Source organism: Ruegeria sp. CRTD044 (assembly GCF_059613485.1).
In genome coordinates, this window is record NZ_JBXWSP010000005.1 from 22,144 (window position 1) to 37,470 (window position 15,327).

The following is a 15,327-nucleotide window of genomic DNA, read 5'->3' on the forward strand; positions in this document are numbered from 1 at the left end:
CGGAGCTGTCATGATACGCACGATCCTGGCCTTATGCCTGATGACACTGGCCACCCATGCCGGTGCCGAGACGCGGGTTCCTCAGTCACAGGTCGAGATTTCGATGGGTTTTGCCCCGGTGGTCAAAAAGGCGGCCCCGGCGGTGGTGAACATCTATGCCAAGATCGTCCGGCCCGGGCGCAGCAGCCCGATTTTCACGGATCCGTTCTTTCGCGACTTTTTTGGCGGCGGGTTCGGTGTGCCGCGGCCGCGGGTTCAAAACTCGCTGGGGTCGGGCGTCATCCTGACCGAGGACGGCTATGTTGTCTCGAACTATCACGTTGTTGGCACCGCGACCGAGATCCGGGTCGTGACCACGGATCGTCGCGAGTTCCAGGCCGAGGTCGTTCTGGGCGACGAGGAAAGCGACATCGCCATCCTGCGCCTGCAGGACGCGCAGGGACTGCCGTTTCTGCGTCTGCGGGATTCTGACCATGTCGAGGTGGGGGAGTTGGCTCTGGCCATCGGCAATCCGTTCGGCGTCGGGCAGACCGTTTCGTCTGGCATCATCTCGGGGCTGGCGCGGTCTGGCACCGCCACCGGCAATGCGCGGGGCTATTTCATTCAGACCGACGCGCCCATCAACCCGGGCAATTCCGGCGGCGCCCTGATCGACGTGAATGGTGACCTGATCGGAATTAACACCTCGATCCTGACGCGGTCGGGTGGATCCAATGGGATTGGCTTCGCCATTCCGGCCAATCTGGTCGCAGAGTTTCTACGGCAGGCTCAGGAAGGAAACGACGGTTTCGTCAGCCCTTGGGCGGGTATGGCCGGACAGACCATGAGCGCGGACATTGCCGAATCCCTTGGGCTTTCGCTGCCGCAGGGCGTTGTGATCTCGGATCTCCATCCGCTTAGCCCGTTGGCCGAAGCCGGCTTGCGGGTCGGCGACATCGTCACGCATGTGGACGGCGAAGAGGTGAATTCTCCGGCTGAGATGAAGTTCCGCATGTCTGTGGCGGGTGTTGGCGGGACATCCGTTCTGACCCGGCTCCGCGGCAGCGAGCGTGCTGAGGTCAGCGTCGATCTGGTGCCCGCGCCCGAGACGCCTCCGGCCGAGGAAACCACTCTGGACGATCGCACGGTTCTGCCGGGTATGACGGTTGCGCGCATCAACCCGGCAATGATTGCCAAGATGGGCCTGCTTCTGTCGCAGACCGGGGTGGTCGTGGTCGACCCCGGCCCATATGGTGCGCGGGCCGGCTTGCGGCCCGGCGATGTCATTAATGCCGTGAACGGGCGACAGGCTGAACGCCCGCGCGACATCGTTCGGGCGCTGCGCGACCCGGGGCGGCGGGTGCAGATCGATCTGGTGCGCGGTGGCAAGCCTGTGTCGTTGCGGTTCAGGCTCTGACGGCATGAGTGACCTGTTCGACACCGAAGACCAGGCCTCCGAGCCGGCCCCGAACCGCCCGCTGGCCGACCGGCTGCGGCCCCAGGCGTTGTCCGAGGTGATCGGGCAGCAACAGGTTCTGGGCCCCGAGGCGCCGCTGGGGGTGATGCTGGCGTCGGGCAGCCTGTCCAGCCTGATCTTCTGGGGGCCGCCGGGGGTGGGCAAGACCACCATCGCGCGGTTGCTGGCCAAGGAAACCGACCTTCATTTCGAACAGATCAGCGCGATCTTCACCGGCGTTCCCGACCTCAAGAAGGTGTTCGAGGCCGCCAAGTTGCGGCGGCGGAACGGTAAGGGGACATTGTTGTTCGTGGACGAGATCCATCGCTTCAACAAGGCCCAACAGGACGGGTTCCTGCCGCATATGGAGGACGGGACGATCCTTCTGGTGGGCGCGACCACGGAAAACCCTTCGTTCGAGTTGAATGCCGCCGTGCTCAGCCGCGCGCAGGTTCTGGTGCTGGAACGGCTGGACCTGACCGATCTGGAACGCCTGACTCAGCGTGCCGAAAAAGAGCTGGGCAAGGCTCTGCCCCTGGCACCCGCAGCCCGCGATGCGCTGCAGGAAATGGCGGATGGAGACGGTCGGGCGCTGTTGAACCTGATCGAGCAAATCGCGGCCTGGTCGGTTGACGCGCCGCTGGACCCCGACGCGCTGGCCAAGCGCCTGATGCGTCGCGCCGCGAAATACGATAAGTCGGGGGACGAGCACTACAACCTGATCTCGGCGCTGCACAAATCGGTGCGCGGGTCCGACCCGGATGCGGCGCTGTACTGGTTCGCCCGGATGCTGACCGGGGGCGAGGATCCGCGGTACCTGGCCCGCCGCATCACCCGGATGGCGGTCGAGGATATCGGTCTGGCCGATCCGCAGGCCCAGTCGATCTGCCTGCATGCCTGGGAGGTGTACGAGCGGCTCGGGTCGCCCGAGGGTGAGTTGGCGCTGGCGCAGGCGGTCGTGTATCTGGCGCTGGCGCCCAAATCCAACGGGGCCTATGTGGGCTACAAGGCGGCGATGCGCCTGGCCAAGCAGTCGGGCAGCGAGCCGCCGCCCAAACACATCCTGAATGCGCCGACCGGATTGATGAAGGATCAGGGCTACGGCGCGGGCTATGCCTATGACCATGATGCCGAGGACGGGTTCTCGGGGCAGAACTACTTTCCCGAGACCATGAAGCGGCCGGTTCTGTACCAACCGGTCGAACGCGGGTTCGAGCGCGAGTTGAAAAAGCGTCTGGACTACTTTTCGAAACTGCGCAGCCAACGCAAAGGGTCGTGACGCAAGGTCAGATCAGACCGTGCCGTCGCGTTCTGCGCGACACCCAAGGCGCGCCCGGGTTTCCCTAGGGTTACATGCCGCCAGGGAGGAGCGCAGATGACCGTTTCCATCGACAAGACAGACGACGTGTGGACCATCATCCACGACCGGCCCCAGGCCAGAAACGCCGTGGATGCCGAACACGCGGCAGCCCTGGCCGAGGCCTTCATCGCCTTCGAGGACAGCACGGCCAAGGCCGCCGTATTCTGGGGCAAGGGCGGCAATTTCTGCGCGGGCTGGGACCTCAAGATGGCAGCCACGCTGTCTGACCCGGACCTGCGCGAGCCCTATTTCGACAGGCACGCCTTTCCAATCGGGGCCGCGCCGTCGCTGCTGGGCCCGATGGGCCCATCGCGGCTGGAGCTGTCAAAGCCGGTCATCGGCGCGATCGAAGGCGCCGCGGTGGCCGGCGGCATGGAACTGGCCCTGTGGTGCGACATCCGGGTGATGGCCGAGGACGCCTATATGGGCGTCTATTGCCGCCGCTGGGGGATCACGCTGATGGATGGCGGTCCGGTGCGGCTGCCGCGGCTGGTCGGGCAAGGCACTCGAGATCGCGCTGACCGGGCGCAAGGTCAAGGCTGACGAGTGCGAACGGATCGGGCTGGCCGAGAAAATCGTGCCGCAGGGTGAAACACGCACGGCGGCGGAAGCGATGGCGCACGAGATTGCCCGGTTCCCGCAGGAGGCCGTCCGCGCCGACCGCCGCTCGATCATCGAAACCCGGGGGATGCCGATGCGCGAGGCGTTGAAGGTCGAATGGGCCAACGGGCTGGACGCCATCCGCCGCGAGGGCACATCCGGCGCGGCTCGGTTCCGCGATGAGTCCGGGCGGCACGGGGATTTCACCGATATCTGAACGGCCTTGGTCCCGCGAACCCGTCAGCCTGCTTGACTCTTGCCTTGCGGCGCGCGACAGACGCGGATGTTTTCTGAGGCACTGACACGGGCGGTTTTCCGGGCGCGCAGCATCCGGTCGCAAGGGGTATTGGCATGAGCGGCGTACAGATGATCACGGTCGAGCCGGGGGACGGCGACCAACGGTTGGACCGCTGGTTGCGGCGCCTGTTCCCGCATGTGAGCCAAGGCCGGATCGAAAAGATGTGCCGCAAGGGTGAACTGCGCGTGGACGGCGGGCGGGTCAAGGGCTCGACCCGGCTGCAGGCGGGACAGGTGGTGCGCGTGCCGCCCCTGCCGGACCCGGATCACAAACCGGCCCCGGCCCGCCCCCGCGTGACCGATGCCGATGCGAAAATGATCCAGTCCTGCGTGATCTATCGCGACGACCACGTGCTGGCGCTGAACAAACCCCACGGCCTGCCCGTTCAGGGCGGCAGCGGTCAGGCCCGGCATGTGGACGGCCTCGCCGAGGCGCTGCGCTTTGGCTATGACGAGAGCCCGCGGCTGGTGCACCGGCTCGACAAGGACACTTCGGGTGTGCTGCTGATGGCGCGTACGCGCGAATCGGCCAAGGGCCTGACCGCGGCCTTCCGGCATCGCAACACGCGCAAGATCTACTGGGCGCTGGTGGCCGGCGTGCCGACCCCGTATCTGGGCGAGATCAAGACCGGGCTGGTCAAGGCCCCCGGTCATGGCAAGCAGGGCGAGGGCGAAAAGATGATCGCCGTTCACCTGAACGAGATCGACAGCACGCCGGGCGCCAAACGGGCGCACACGCTTTATGCCACGCTGTATCGGGTGGCGGGGCGCGCATCTTGGGTGGCGATGGAGCCCGTCACCGGCCGCACGCACCAGCTGCGCGCGCATATGGCGGCCATCGGGCACCCGATCATCGGCGATGGGAAATATGGCGGCTCGGGTCAGGAAAACCTAGGCGATGGCTGGGGCGCGCAATTGGGCGGGGTCATCAGCAAAAAGCTGCACCTGCACGCCCGAACCGCGTCGTTCAAGCATCCGATGACCGGCAAGCAGATCACGATCAACGCTCCGCTGCCACCGCACATGAAGGACAGCTGGGACACCTTGGGCTGGACCGAGGATCTGGCCGCCGAGGACCCGTTCGAGGAGTTGCAATGACCGCGCCTCTGCGCCTGGTTCTGTTCGATGTCGACGGCACGCTGGTGGACAGCCAGGCCAGCATCGTGTCGGCCATGACCGCCAGTTTCCAGGCTCTGTCCCTTCCGGTGCCGGATCGCGCGGCGATCCTGTCGATCGTGGGGCTGTCCTTGCCAATTGCAATCGCACGCCTCGCGCCGGATCAGTCACAGGCAACTCAAAGCCGGTTGGTCGAGGGTTACAAAGAGGCGTATCACGCTCATCGGCTTGAGATGGGGGCGGCAAGTTCACCGCTCTATCCCGGCGCGCGCGAGGTTATAGGATCGTTGCAGGCCGTGCCCGAGATCCTTCTGGGCGTGGCGACAGGTAAATCGCAGCGGGGGTTGGATGCTTTGCTCGAGGCGCACGGGTTGGATTCTGTCTTCGTTACCCGTCAGGTGGCGGACCATCATCCATCCAAGCCGCATCCCTCGATGATCGAAACGGCGCTTTTTGAAACAGGGGTTTCGGCCGGTGATGCCGTGATGATCGGCGACACCAGCTTTGACATGGAAATGGCGCGGGCCGCCGGGGTTGCGGGGATCGGTGTGGGCTGGGGCTATCATGATCGGTCGCAGCTGAGTGCGGCGTCAGCGGTGATCGACCGGTTCGAGCAGCTGCCCGGCGTCCTGACCGCAGTCTGGGGATAACGACATGAGTGAGTGGAAACCGAAACGCTTTTGGACAGGCAGTGCCGTGGTCGCGACCGATGGCGGCTATACCATCGAATTGGACGGCCGCCGCGTGCGGACACCGGCCAAGGCTGCTCTGGTCCTGCCCACCCGGGCCATGGCCGAGGCGGTGGCCCGCGAATGGGACGCGCAGGAAAAGGAAATCGATCCGGCGACGATGCCCTTCACCCGATCAGCCAACGCGGCAATCGACAAGGTGCAGCATCAGCACACGGAAGTCGCCGACATGTTGTCGGACTATGGCGATTCGGACCTGCTGTGCTATCGCGCAACGCACCCCGAAGCCCTGATCGAACGTCAGCACCACGAATGGGATCCCGCGCTGGACTGGGCCGCGGAAACGCTGGGCGCCAGACTGATCCCAGTTGAAGGCGTACGGCATCAGCCTCAAGCCCCCGAGGCACTGGACAGGCTGCGTCGGCAGGTTCACGGCCTAGACGCGTTCCGTCTGGCGGCGTTTCACGACCTTGTGAGCCTGTCGGGTTCGTTGATTCTGGGTTTTGCCGCTGCCCAAAACTGGCGCAAACCGGACGAGATATGGCGCATTTCTCGGCTCGATGAATCTTGGCAGGCCGAGCAATGGGGGGATGACGACGAGGCGGTCCAAGCCGCCGAACTCAAGAAGATTGCCTTTTTGCATGCGAAAACCTTCTACGATCTATCGGTTTGAGCCTTTCTGGTCCTGATTTGAGAGGCTTGGGCGGCTGCCTTGCCGGGAACATATCGTTTTCACTGATCCGACCCTTGACGTTTGTTTATGAATGCGCCCAAACTCGGGCGCACTAAAGGGGAGACACCTTTGGGGTAACCTATCCGGCTACCTTTGTGTGTCGGACAAGATCCGTCCCGGGATGGGGCGGGAAATCAGGAAGAGGTAAAAATGAAAAAATCCGTAATCTTGGGCGCGGCGACGATTGCCGGTCTTGCTGCCGGCGCGGCCGCGGCAGGAACCATGGACGACGTCAAAGCGCGCGGCAAGCTGAACTGCGGTGTGACCACCGGTCTGGTTGGCTTTGCTGCACCTGACGCGAATGGCGAATGGCAGGGCTTTGACGTTGCTGTATGCCGCGCAGTAGCCGCCGCCGTTCTGGGTGACGCGAACGCCGTTGAATTCGTTCCCACCACCGGCAAAACCCGCTTCACCGCTCTGGCTTCGGGCGAAGTTGACATGCTGGCCCGTAACACCACCTGGACCTTCAGCCGCGACGTCGACCTGAAGTTCGAATTCGTGGGTGTGAACTACTACGACGGTCAGGGCTTCATGGTTCCCAAGGCATTGGGCGTCAGCTCGGCCAAGGAACTGGATGGCGCAACCGTCTGCATCCAGACCGGCACCACCACCGAGCTGAACCTGGCGGACTTCTTCCGCTCGAACAACATCAGCTACGAGCCGGTTCCGATCGAGACCAACGCCGAAGCGCAGCAGCAGTACCTGGCAGGTGCCTGTGACGTTTACACCACCGACGCCTCGGGCCTGGCCGCAACCCGCGCCACGTTCGAAAACCCCGGTGATCACGTTCTGCTGCCCGAAATCATCTCGAAAGAGCCGCTGGGCCCGCTGGTCCGTCACGGCGACAACGAGTGGGGCGACATCGTTCGCTGGACCCTGAACGCGCTGATCTCGGCCGAAGAGCTGGGCATCACCTCGGCCAACATCGACGAGATGGCTGCAGGTACCGAGAACCCGGAAATCAACCGTCTGCTGGGTAGCGAAGGCACCCTGGGCGAGATGCTGGGTCTGGACGCACAGTGGGCCATGCGCGCCGTCAAGGCGGGTGGTAACTACGGTGAAGTGTTTGCCAAGAACATCGGTGAGGAAACCCCGATCGGTCTGGCACGCGGTCTGAACGCACAGTGGACCGATGGTGGCCTGCTGTACTCGCCGCCGTTCCGCTAAAATCCACGGAAAAGGGCGCAGGGCAACCTGCGCCCTTTTTTGCAAAACAGAATGCTACGGGCTGCTCGGGAGCGGGGAAAACCCTGCCGGGAAGGAAGCGTCCGAAAAGCACGGGGATCCCAAAATATGTCGACTATGACTGACCCACCGAAGGCTGACTTTCGGTTGTCGATGCTCATAAACGATACACGCTATCGCTCTCTTACATTTCAGGTGATCGCGGCAATCGTTATTGCGCTCAGCATCTGGTATCTTGGTAACAACCTGATCCAGAACCTTAGGGCCGCAGGGCTCAATATTTCCTATTCTTTCCTGGGCGATCCGTCCGGGTATGACATCAACCAGCGTTTGATCGAATATGACAGCCAGTCCTCGCATGGGCGTGCGGCTGTCGTCGGTATTCTCAACACGCTTTTGGTTGCAGTCCTGGCTTGTATCACTGCGACGGTGTTTGGCGTGATCGCAGGCGTTTTGCGCCTGTCAAACAACTGGCTTGTATCCAAGCTGATGGCGGTCTACGTGGAAATCTTCCGGAATATTCCGGTTCTGATCTGGATCATCATCATCTTCACGATCATGACCGCCGTGCTGCCGGGACCGAGGGAGTTCCGCGGCGATAACCCAACATCCAGCATGCTGTTTGATCTGTTCGCCTTTACCAACCGCGGCGTCTATGTCCCGCGCCCCGAGTTTGCGAATGGGCTGTTCGGTTCGACCTTTCTGAATTGGCTGCTGGTCATCGCGGTTTTGGTCGCTTCCTGGTTCGCGTCTCGTGAAATTGAGAAACGCGCCACGCTCAAACAGGAACAGACGGGCGAGCGTCCAAAGACCGGCCTTGTGAAGCTTGCAGTTTGGCTCGTGCCTTTTGCGCTGCTGATGATTTTGATGGGCCTGATCTGGGATGTCCCCGCTCTGAAAGGTTTTAACTTCAGCGGTGGTATCAAGGTCGGCGGTCCGCTGATCGCATTGTGGTTCGCTTTGTCGATCTATACCGGCGCCTTCATCGCAGAAAACGTACGTGCGGGTATTCAAGCGATTTCAAAAGGTCAGACCGAGGCTGCGGCCGCGTTGGGCCTGCGTCCCGGTCGGATCATGAATCTTGTGATCCTGCCTCAGGCGCTGCGGGTCATCATCCCGCCGTTGATCTCGCAATACCTGAACATCACCAAGAACTCGTCTCTGGCGATTGCAGTCGGCTATGCGGATATCACCGCAACACTGGGTGGCATCACGCTGAACCAAACCGGTCGCGCGATCGAGTGCGTCTTGCTGCTGATGCTGTTCTATCTGACAGCCTCGCTGCTGATTTCGATGGCGATGAACATCTACAACGCATCCGTCAAGTTGAAGGAGCGCTGAGCCATGGCTGATCAAACAACAAATCCGATCGCATTTGTGGCCGACGGAACCATTCCTCCGTCGCCTCCGCCGGCAAACCAGACGGGTATCGTCAAATGGCTGCGTGAGAACCTTTTCTCGGGTGTCACAAACACGATCCTTACCCTTCTGTCGATTCTGCTGATCTATGTGCTTCTCAAGAACACCTTGCCGTGGATTTTGAACGGAGTTTGGAATGCGGACTCGCTGGCGCAATGCCGCGAGATTCTGGACGGCAAGACCGGGGCCTGTTTCGCAGTTCTCACCGAACGCTGGCATCAACTGATCTACGGGTTCAAATATCCGGTAGAAGCGTATTGGCGCCCGAACTTGGCGTTTGTGCTGATGCTGGTGGCTGTGGCACCTGTTCTGTTCTTCGACCTGCCTCGAAAGTTGCTGCTGTTCACGGCGCTCTACCCGTTCATCGCTTTCTGGCTGATTTGGGGTGGAACCATCATGGTGCCCATCGTGGCCCTGCTGGGCTGTGTCGCGGCAGGCGTGGTATTCCAGAAATTTGGCCGCAACAGCTTTGCAGCCGGGTTCTTTGGGGCCATTGTCGTGGCGCTGGTCGTGTGGAATGTCGGCGGGGCGCTAATTCCCGAAGACGCCAACGAAGGTGCGCTGCTGACTGCGGTGCCCAGCCGTGACCTAGGTGGTTTTATGCTGAACCTGATGCTGGGCGTGACCTGTGTTTCACTGTCCTTGCCCCTGGGTATTGCACTGGCTCTGGGTCGTCAGTCCGATATGCCGCTGATCAAGTGGGTTTGCGTCATCTTCATCGAATTCATCCGTGGCGTGCCGTTGATCACGCTGCTGTTCGTGGCTTCGGTGATGTTGGCCTATTTCTTCCCGCCTGACAGCACGGTCGACCTGTTCCTGCGCGTTGTGATCATGATCACCATGTTCTCTGCCGCCTATATCGCCGAGGTGATCCGCGGCGGTCTGGCTGCGCTTCCGCGCGGTCAGTATGAGGCAGCAGACAGTTTGGGTCTGGACTACCCGCAGGCGATGCGTCTGATCATCCTGCCACAGGCCTTGAAGATCTCAATCCCTGGTATCGTAAACGTGGCCGTTGGCCTGTTCAAAGATACCACGCTGGTTTCGGTCATCTCGATGTTCGATCTGGTGGGCATGATCCGGGGTCCCATCCTGGCGTCGACCGAATGGAACGGCGTCTATTGGGAGCTTCTGGGCTTTGCCGCGCTTCTGTTCTTCGTCGTCTGTTACGGCATCTCTCAATATTCCCAGTGGCTCGAGCGTCGCCTTGCCACGGATCATCACTAAGGAGTTCAACACATGTCTGAACTTGCAATCGACCGCGAAATTGACCGCTCTAAAATGCAGGTGAGCGACGAGGTCGCCATCGAAATCACCAACATGAACAAGTGGTACGGGTCCTTCCACGTGCTGCGCGACATCAATCTGACCGTCAATCAGGGCGAGCGGATCGTGATCGCGGGGCCGTCGGGCTCGGGCAAATCCACTCTGATCCGCTGCCTGAACGCGCTGGAAGAACACCAGCAGGGCAAAATCGTGGTGGACGGAACCGAGTTGTCGAACGATCTGAAGAACATCGACAAGATCCGGTCCGAGGTTGGCATGGTGTTCCAGCACTTCAACCTGTTTCCGCATCTGACGATTCTGGAAAACTGCACGCTGGCCCCGATCTGGGTGCGTAAAACGCCCAAGAAAGAGGCCGAAGAGCGCGCGATGCATTTCCTTGAGAAGGTCAAGATCCCCGAACAGGCCGACAAGTATCCCGGTCAGCTGTCGGGTGGTCAGCAGCAGCGTGTGGCGATTGCACGAAGCCTGTGCATGATGCCGCGGATCATGCTGTTTGACGAACCGACATCCGCTCTGGACCCCGAGATGATCAAAGAGGTGCTCGACACGATGATCGAGCTGGCCGAGGAAGGCATGACCATGCTCTGCGTAACGCACGAGATGGGCTTTGCCCGCCAGGTGGCGAACCGGGTGATCTTCATGGATGCCGGTCAGATTGTGGAACAGAACGAACCGGAAGAGTTCTTCAACAACCCGCAAAGCGAACGGACCAAGCTGTTCCTCAGCCAGATTCTGGGTCACTGAGGCGGGTTGAAAACGACGTTGGAAAGGGCGGGGTGATCCCGCCCTTTTTTTATTCCAGCAACGCGCGCGGCGTGACGAATTCGATCACCTGGCCGTCGTACCAACCGATTCCGGACCAGTCCGCCATATCAAATTGAAGAACCGTGGTCGCACAGGTCGGATAGTCGAGGAACCGCGGGTGCTCCGGTGCAGACTGAGCAATACGTTCCGCAAACTCCGCGATCCCCGGATTGTGGCCCAGCAGCAGGACCGTTTGGCCCGTCGCGCTGGACAGCGCCTGCCGGATCTGGTCGGGCGAGGCATGATAGAGTTCGGGGAGGAACCGGATGTTGCGCGCGCTCAGCCCCATCCGAAGCCAGGTCTCGCGCGTGCGCTCGGATGAAGAACTGAGGACCTCGTCGGGCTTATACCCCTTGCGTCGCAGCCAATCGCCGATGGCGGAGGCCGAAGCTCGCCCGCGCTTGTTCAGTGGTCGGTCATGATCGGGCAGGCCGGGATGGTCCCAACTGGATTTTGCGTGGCGGGTCAGGATAAGCGTGCAGGTCATTCCGGGTGAAAGGCTCTCATGTGATGGGCGGATTGCTCGGCCCGACGTCCGGCCCCCGCGCTGAGCGGACAGGCCAGCCGGGCTGCGCATCCCTGTGTCATGCAGGCCTGACCGGGCGGAGCTCTCAGGTAGCCGTGGCAGGCGTCGACGTCATAGAACGTTTTGGCGTTCAAGGCCCCGACCGGGCAGGCCGATGCGCAGGGCGCAGGGCAATTGATACATGGCGACGGGTCGTCTGCGACGGGAATGTTGAACTCGTGATCAAAGTGCAGGGCTCCACGCAATGAAATCATCATTCCCACCGTGTCGTGCACCAGCGCGCCCACCGGGCTTTGAAACGCACGTCCCGATTTCAACGCCCAATCTATGAATGGCGCATACGGGGGGCCGCCGAATGGATACCGCGCCTGGGCGCCCAGGTTTTCCGCAAGGGTGCCGACCACTCGGAGCGACCAACGGTCGACCGGGTCTGGCTTGCCGTCCAACCACTCGGCCGAAGCGGTGAGGACCGGCCAAAAGCTGCTGCCTGCCCCGAGCAGAATGAGCGTGCCGCGATCCAACTGTTTGGCGCCACTCACCCGCGGGTGTTGCGCGCCCATAACGATCAGGCCCGCTGCCTCGGATGTGGCCACCACTTGATCATAGGTCACCTGCGCCGAAACGGCAGAGCGAGGCTCCACCCCAGCTTCGTCGGTCGATCGTCCTGCCATTCAAGCCCCACGGTCATGTCGTCGTGGCCGGCCTCGGGCTGCGCCACATATGTCCCCATCAAACGATCCCAGATGGATAATGCAAAGCCATAATTGCTGTCATGTTCCCTGCGCAGCACCGAATGGTGGACCCGGTGCATGTCCGGTGTGACCAGTATTCGGCGCAGAGGGGCATCGACGACGGCGGGCAGACGGATGTTCGAATGGTTGAACAAAGCGGTGCTGTTCAGCAGGACTTCGAACAGGATGACCGCCAGCGCACTGGGCCCCAGCAGGTAGACGAGACCGATCTTCAGACCCATCGACAAGGCGATCTCGATCGGATGAAAGCGAACGGCCGTGGTGACATCCATATCCCGGTCGGCATGGTGCACACGATGAAGACGCCACAGGATCGGCACCTTGTGGGTGATCAGATGTTGCGCCCAGATGGCGAAATCCAGCACCAGGACACAAAGGGTGACCTCGACCCATTCGGGCCAGTCGAGAGCGTTGAAGACTCCGACGCCCAACCGGCCGGCATCCAGGGCAGCCCCGACCGCAAGCAAAGGGAACCCGATCGCTATCGCCCGCAGTGTCAGCGTGTTCAGAAGGGTGATCGACAGGTTGGTCAGCCAGCGGCGCGATCGAGGCACGCGCAGTGGGCGGCGCGGGGCAAGCCTTTCGGCCAACGCGAAGGCCAGAAACAGCGTCAGAAAGATGCCCAAGCGGATGATGAGTTCACGCTCCATGCATTCAAATTTAAGCATGTGAATCTGAACTGCAAGGGCGGGCTTGCCCGCGTCAGTCGGGGCGGATCAGAGATCCCGCACCATGTTCGGTGAACAGTTCCAGCAGCACGGCATTGGGGGCACGGCCGTCCAGAATGACCACGGCGCGCACGCCGCTGTGCAGCGCGTCCAGCGCGGTTTCGGTCTTGGGGATCATACCGCCTGCAATGGTGCCCTCGCGGGTCATCTCGCGGATCTGGCCGGCCTTCAACTCGGTCACGACCTCTCCGGCGGCGTTCTTGACGCCGGACACGTCCGTCAGCAGCAGCAGGCGATCGGCCTTCAGCGCCGAGGCGATCGCGCCGGCGGCGGTATCGCCATTCACGTTGAACGTCTCGCCGTTTCGACCGGCCCCCAGCGGGGCGATCACCGGGATCACGTCGTGCGAAAACAGATCATGCAGGATCTTGGGGTTCATTTCGGCGGGCGTGCCGACATAGCCCAGCGACGCATCGGTCTGGTCACAGGTCATCAGGTTGGCATCCTTGCCCGACAGGCCAACGGCCGTTCCGCCCTGAGCATTGATGGCCTGCACGATGCGCTTGTTGACCACGCCGGACAAAACCATCTCGACCACTTCGACCGTGGCGGCATCGGTGACGCGCTTGCCGTTCACGAAGTCCGACTGGATGTCCAGCTTGTCCAGCATCGCGTTGATCATCGGCCCGCCGCCATGCACGACAACCGGGTTCACGCCGACCTGACGCATCAGCACCACGTCGCGGGCAAAGCTCTCCATCGCTTCGTCGCTGCCCATGGCGTGCCCGCCCAGCTTGATCACGACGATTGCCCCGTCATAGCGCTGCAGATAGGGCAGGGCGCTGTTGAGCGTGGCGGCGGTGGCTATCCAATCCCGGTTCATATCCTGTTTCTTCATGGCTGTCGTCCCTCTGGCCTTCCCTGTTAGGGCCTTTGGCCGGACCTGCCAAGCCCGGAACGGGCAGGCTGCAGGTTTTGTTGCGTGGCGCGCCAAAAGGGGGACGCTGTCGCGCCACGCAGCCGGACGGCGCCACAGTGGTACCGCCCGAACCGATCAGCTGAATGCGCGCCGAACCGCGGGGATGTTGCTGACCACCAGCAGGTCGACGGTCAGCACCGCAAGCAGCGTCAATCCGACCAGCGGAAAGGCCACGGCCGTGAACAGCCCGATCAGCACCGCGCCCTTCCACAGGGGCATCTCAGCCGGCATCGGCGGCGCCGCCAGACGGCTGGCCCCGGACGGCCGCCGCTTGATCCACATGACCACGCCGGACGCGCAGACAAAGATCACCGACAGGCAGAACACCACGTTCAGGACAAAGTTCCACAGACCCGCCAGACCCATATGCAGCGGGATACCCACCGCCATGGCCTTGCCCATCAGCGAGTAGTCCTGAAACCGCACGTCAGCCAGAATCTTGCCGGTGTACTGGTCGACATGGACGGTGCGGTCCTCGGTGGCGTCGGTCGAATCGCCGCTCATGCTGTCGCGGTTCAGGGTCCACACGCCCGTGTCACCGCTGGGGTAGGCGACGCGGAACCGGTTCTGCATGCCCAGGGACTCACCCAGCGCAACCATCGCATCGATATCGACCGGAACACCCGCCGGTACCCCGGCACCGCCCGCTTCCGAACCCGAGGCCGGCATCGGCGTCTGTTCCAGCGCCCACGGCACGTCGTTCTGGCTGCCGTGGTTCATGCTGGCATGCAGATCGTCCGACAGTGGGACGTTGTCCCATTTCTCGGCCGGAAAGCTGCTCCAGGCCTGCACGAACTTGCCGCCCCAGATCCCGGTCCACGACATGCCCGAGATCAGGAGCCCGACCAGCAGAACCGACATCCAGAACCCGGTGACCGCGTGCAGCGATTTCCACAGGGCCCGGCGCCGCGCCCGCAGGTCAGGCACCAGGGCCGCCACAACGTTTCCGCGCGGCCACCACATGTAAAGGCCGGTGAACACCAGCAGCAGCGCCATCCCGGCCGCGATTTCCAGAATGCGGTCGCCGGTATCGCCCATCAGCAGGGTCGAGTGGATGTTATCCGCCAGATCGTACCACCCCGCGCGACGGTCCCAGACCTGGATCACCTCGCCGGAATACTGGTCGATCGCCACCATGCGCTGGCCGGTTTCGGCCTTGAAGCGGAACACGGTCGCCAGATCCGGCGCCTTGGGGCCGATCCATTCGACCACGCGGCCCGGAACGCGGGCCTGCACCAGATCGGCCAGTTCGGATGCGGGCATCGCCTGGCCCGTGATCTCGACCGCGATCTTTTCTCCGTCGCGACCATCGGCTTGGGTAATGAACATCATCATCAGGCCGGTCACCGCCAGGATGATCAGGAAGGGGACAACAAAAAGTACCGCATAGAAGTGCCACCGCCAGGCGGCCCAATAGAATTTTTGCGCGTGCTCGCGCCGGGCTGCCTGAGCGACCCCGGTTTGGCTGTTTTGTGCCATT

16 protein-coding genes are annotated in these 15,327 nt (G+C 62.3%); 11 read left to right on the forward strand and 5 right to left on the reverse strand.

Going from position 1 to position 15,327, the window contains the following annotated elements; translation table 11 throughout:
• Positions 1-10 precede the first annotated feature (10 nt).
• The 11 genes from AC2FNL_RS07140 to AC2FNL_RS07190 all read left to right on the forward strand — a co-directional run bounded on the left by AC2FNL_RS07140 (position 11) and on the right by AC2FNL_RS07190 (position 10,862).
• Positions 11-1,396: a trypsin-like peptidase domain-containing protein gene (locus AC2FNL_RS07140; protein ID WP_093965493.1), complete on the forward strand. Its 1,386-nt coding sequence runs from the start codon at positions 11-13 to the stop codon at positions 1,394-1,396.
• A gap of 4 nt (positions 1,397-1,400) precedes the next feature.
• Positions 1,401-2,714 carry a replication-associated recombination protein A gene (locus AC2FNL_RS07145; protein WP_093965385.1) on the forward strand — a complete coding sequence of 438 codons (1,314 nt, stop codon included), beginning with the start codon at positions 1,401-1,403 and terminating at the stop codon, positions 2,712-2,714.
• A 96-nt stretch (positions 2,715-2,810) separates the two neighbouring features.
• On the forward strand, positions 2,811-3,338 hold the full coding sequence (locus AC2FNL_RS07150; RefSeq protein ID WP_496832954.1) for an enoyl-CoA hydratase-related protein: 528 nt from the start codon (positions 2,811-2,813) through the stop codon (positions 3,336-3,338).
• Complete coding sequence (locus AC2FNL_RS07155; RefSeq protein ID WP_496832955.1) at positions 3,259-3,612, forward strand: Clp protease/crotonase-like domain-containing protein; 354 nt, start codon at positions 3,259-3,261, stop codon at positions 3,610-3,612. The genes AC2FNL_RS07150 and AC2FNL_RS07155 overlap by 80 nt, the downstream gene beginning before the upstream one ends.
• A 134-nt stretch (positions 3,613-3,746) precedes the next feature.
• On the forward strand, positions 3,747-4,790 hold the full coding sequence (locus AC2FNL_RS07160; RefSeq protein WP_496832956.1) for an RluA family pseudouridine synthase: 1,044 nt from the start codon (positions 3,747-3,749) through the stop codon (positions 4,788-4,790).
• Complete coding sequence (locus AC2FNL_RS07165; RefSeq protein ID WP_496832957.1) at positions 4,787-5,458, forward strand: HAD-IA family hydrolase; 672 nt, start codon at positions 4,787-4,789, stop codon at positions 5,456-5,458. Before AC2FNL_RS07160 ends, AC2FNL_RS07165 begins: the two co-directional genes overlap by 4 nt.
• A gap of 4 nt (positions 5,459-5,462) precedes the next feature.
• On the forward strand, positions 5,463-6,170 hold the full coding sequence (locus tag AC2FNL_RS07170; RefSeq protein WP_496832958.1) for an ATP12 family chaperone protein: 708 nt from the start codon (positions 5,463-5,465) through the stop codon (positions 6,168-6,170).
• Positions 6,171-6,380: 210 nt separating this feature from the next.
• Positions 6,381-7,397 carry an amino acid ABC transporter substrate-binding protein gene (locus tag AC2FNL_RS07175; protein ID WP_093965393.1) on the forward strand — a complete coding sequence of 339 codons (1,017 nt, stop codon included), beginning with the start codon at positions 6,381-6,383 and terminating at the stop codon, positions 7,395-7,397.
• Positions 7,398-7,523: 126 nt separating this feature from the next.
• The gene (locus AC2FNL_RS07180) at positions 7,524-8,756 is read left to right on the forward strand and encodes an amino acid ABC transporter permease (protein ID WP_496832959.1); all 1,233 of its coding nucleotides are present in this window, start codon (positions 7,524-7,526) and stop codon (positions 8,754-8,756) included.
• Between the two features lie 3 nt (positions 8,757-8,759).
• The gene (locus tag AC2FNL_RS07185) at positions 8,760-10,058 is read left to right on the forward strand and encodes an amino acid ABC transporter permease (RefSeq protein WP_170342939.1); all 1,299 of its coding nucleotides are present in this window, start codon (positions 8,760-8,762) and stop codon (positions 10,056-10,058) included.
• Positions 10,059-10,070: 12 nt separating this feature from the next.
• A complete protein-coding gene (locus tag AC2FNL_RS07190) occupies positions 10,071-10,862 on the forward strand; it encodes an amino acid ABC transporter ATP-binding protein (RefSeq protein WP_093965397.1) in 792 nt (263 codons plus the stop codon).
• Between the two features lie 49 nt (positions 10,863-10,911).
• Here the strand turns inward: AC2FNL_RS07190 and AC2FNL_RS07195 are convergent, their stop codons facing one another.
• From AC2FNL_RS07195 to AC2FNL_RS07215, 5 genes are all read right to left on the reverse strand, one after another.
• On the reverse strand, positions 10,912-11,409 hold the full coding sequence (locus tag AC2FNL_RS07195) for a SixA phosphatase family protein (RefSeq protein WP_496832960.1): 498 nt from the start codon (positions 11,407-11,409) through the stop codon (positions 10,912-10,914).
• Positions 11,406-12,089 carry a ferredoxin gene (locus tag AC2FNL_RS07200; RefSeq protein ID WP_496832961.1) on the reverse strand — a complete coding sequence of 228 codons (684 nt, stop codon included), beginning with the start codon at positions 12,087-12,089 and terminating at the stop codon, positions 11,406-11,408. The genes AC2FNL_RS07195 and AC2FNL_RS07200 overlap by 4 nt, the downstream gene beginning before the upstream one ends.
• Positions 12,056-12,850: a sterol desaturase family protein gene (locus AC2FNL_RS07205; RefSeq protein ID WP_093965402.1), complete on the reverse strand. Its 795-nt coding sequence runs from the start codon at positions 12,848-12,850 to the stop codon at positions 12,056-12,058. The genes AC2FNL_RS07200 and AC2FNL_RS07205 overlap by 34 nt, the downstream gene beginning before the upstream one ends.
• Positions 12,851-12,902: 52 nt before the next feature.
• Entirely contained in the window at positions 12,903-13,766 is an 864-nt protein-coding gene (gene argB, locus AC2FNL_RS07210; RefSeq protein ID WP_093965404.1) for an acetylglutamate kinase, read from the reverse strand.
• 156 nt (positions 13,767-13,922) lie between these two features.
• Complete coding sequence (locus tag AC2FNL_RS07215) at positions 13,923-15,326, reverse strand: PepSY-associated TM helix domain-containing protein (protein WP_496832962.1); 1,404 nt, start codon at positions 15,324-15,326, stop codon at positions 13,923-13,925.
• Position 15,327 lies beyond the last annotated feature (1 nt).

Coding starts and splice junctions, on each gene's coding strand:
- AC2FNL_RS07140 (WP_093965493.1), top strand. CDS start 11: ATGATACGCACGATCCTGGCCTTATGCCTGATGACACTGGCCACCCAT.
- AC2FNL_RS07160 (WP_496832956.1), top strand. CDS start 3,747: ATGAGCGGCGTACAGATGATCACGGTCGAGCCGGGGGACGGCGACCAA.
- AC2FNL_RS07185 (WP_170342939.1), top strand. CDS start 8,760: ATGGCTGATCAAACAACAAATCCGATCGCATTTGTGGCCGACGGAACC.
- AC2FNL_RS07145 (WP_093965385.1), top strand. CDS start 1,401: ATGAGTGACCTGTTCGACACCGAAGACCAGGCCTCCGAGCCGGCCCCG.
- AC2FNL_RS07165 (WP_496832957.1), top strand. CDS start 4,787: ATGACCGCGCCTCTGCGCCTGGTTCTGTTCGATGTCGACGGCACGCTG.
- AC2FNL_RS07155 (WP_496832955.1), top strand. CDS start 3,259: ATGGCGGTCCGGTGCGGCTGCCGCGGCTGGTCGGGCAAGGCACTCGAG.
- AC2FNL_RS07175 (WP_093965393.1), top strand. CDS start 6,381: ATGAAAAAATCCGTAATCTTGGGCGCGGCGACGATTGCCGGTCTTGCT.
- AC2FNL_RS07190 (WP_093965397.1), top strand. CDS start 10,071: ATGTCTGAACTTGCAATCGACCGCGAAATTGACCGCTCTAAAATGCAG.
- AC2FNL_RS07150 (WP_496832954.1), top strand. CDS start 2,811: ATGACCGTTTCCATCGACAAGACAGACGACGTGTGGACCATCATCCAC.
- AC2FNL_RS07170 (WP_496832958.1), top strand. CDS start 5,463: ATGAGTGAGTGGAAACCGAAACGCTTTTGGACAGGCAGTGCCGTGGTC.
- AC2FNL_RS07215 (WP_496832962.1), bottom strand. CDS start 15,326: ATGGCACAAAACAGCCAAACCGGGGTCGCTCAGGCAGCCCGGCGCGAG.
- AC2FNL_RS07205 (WP_093965402.1), bottom strand. CDS start 12,850: ATGGAGCGTGAACTCATCATCCGCTTGGGCATCTTTCTGACGCTGTTT.
- AC2FNL_RS07180 (WP_496832959.1), top strand. CDS start 7,524: ATGTCGACTATGACTGACCCACCGAAGGCTGACTTTCGGTTGTCGATG.
- AC2FNL_RS07195 (WP_496832960.1), bottom strand. CDS start 11,409: ATGACCTGCACGCTTATCCTGACCCGCCACGCAAAATCCAGTTGGGAC.
- argB (WP_093965404.1), bottom strand. CDS start 13,766: ATGAAGAAACAGGATATGAACCGGGATTGGATAGCCACCGCCGCCACG.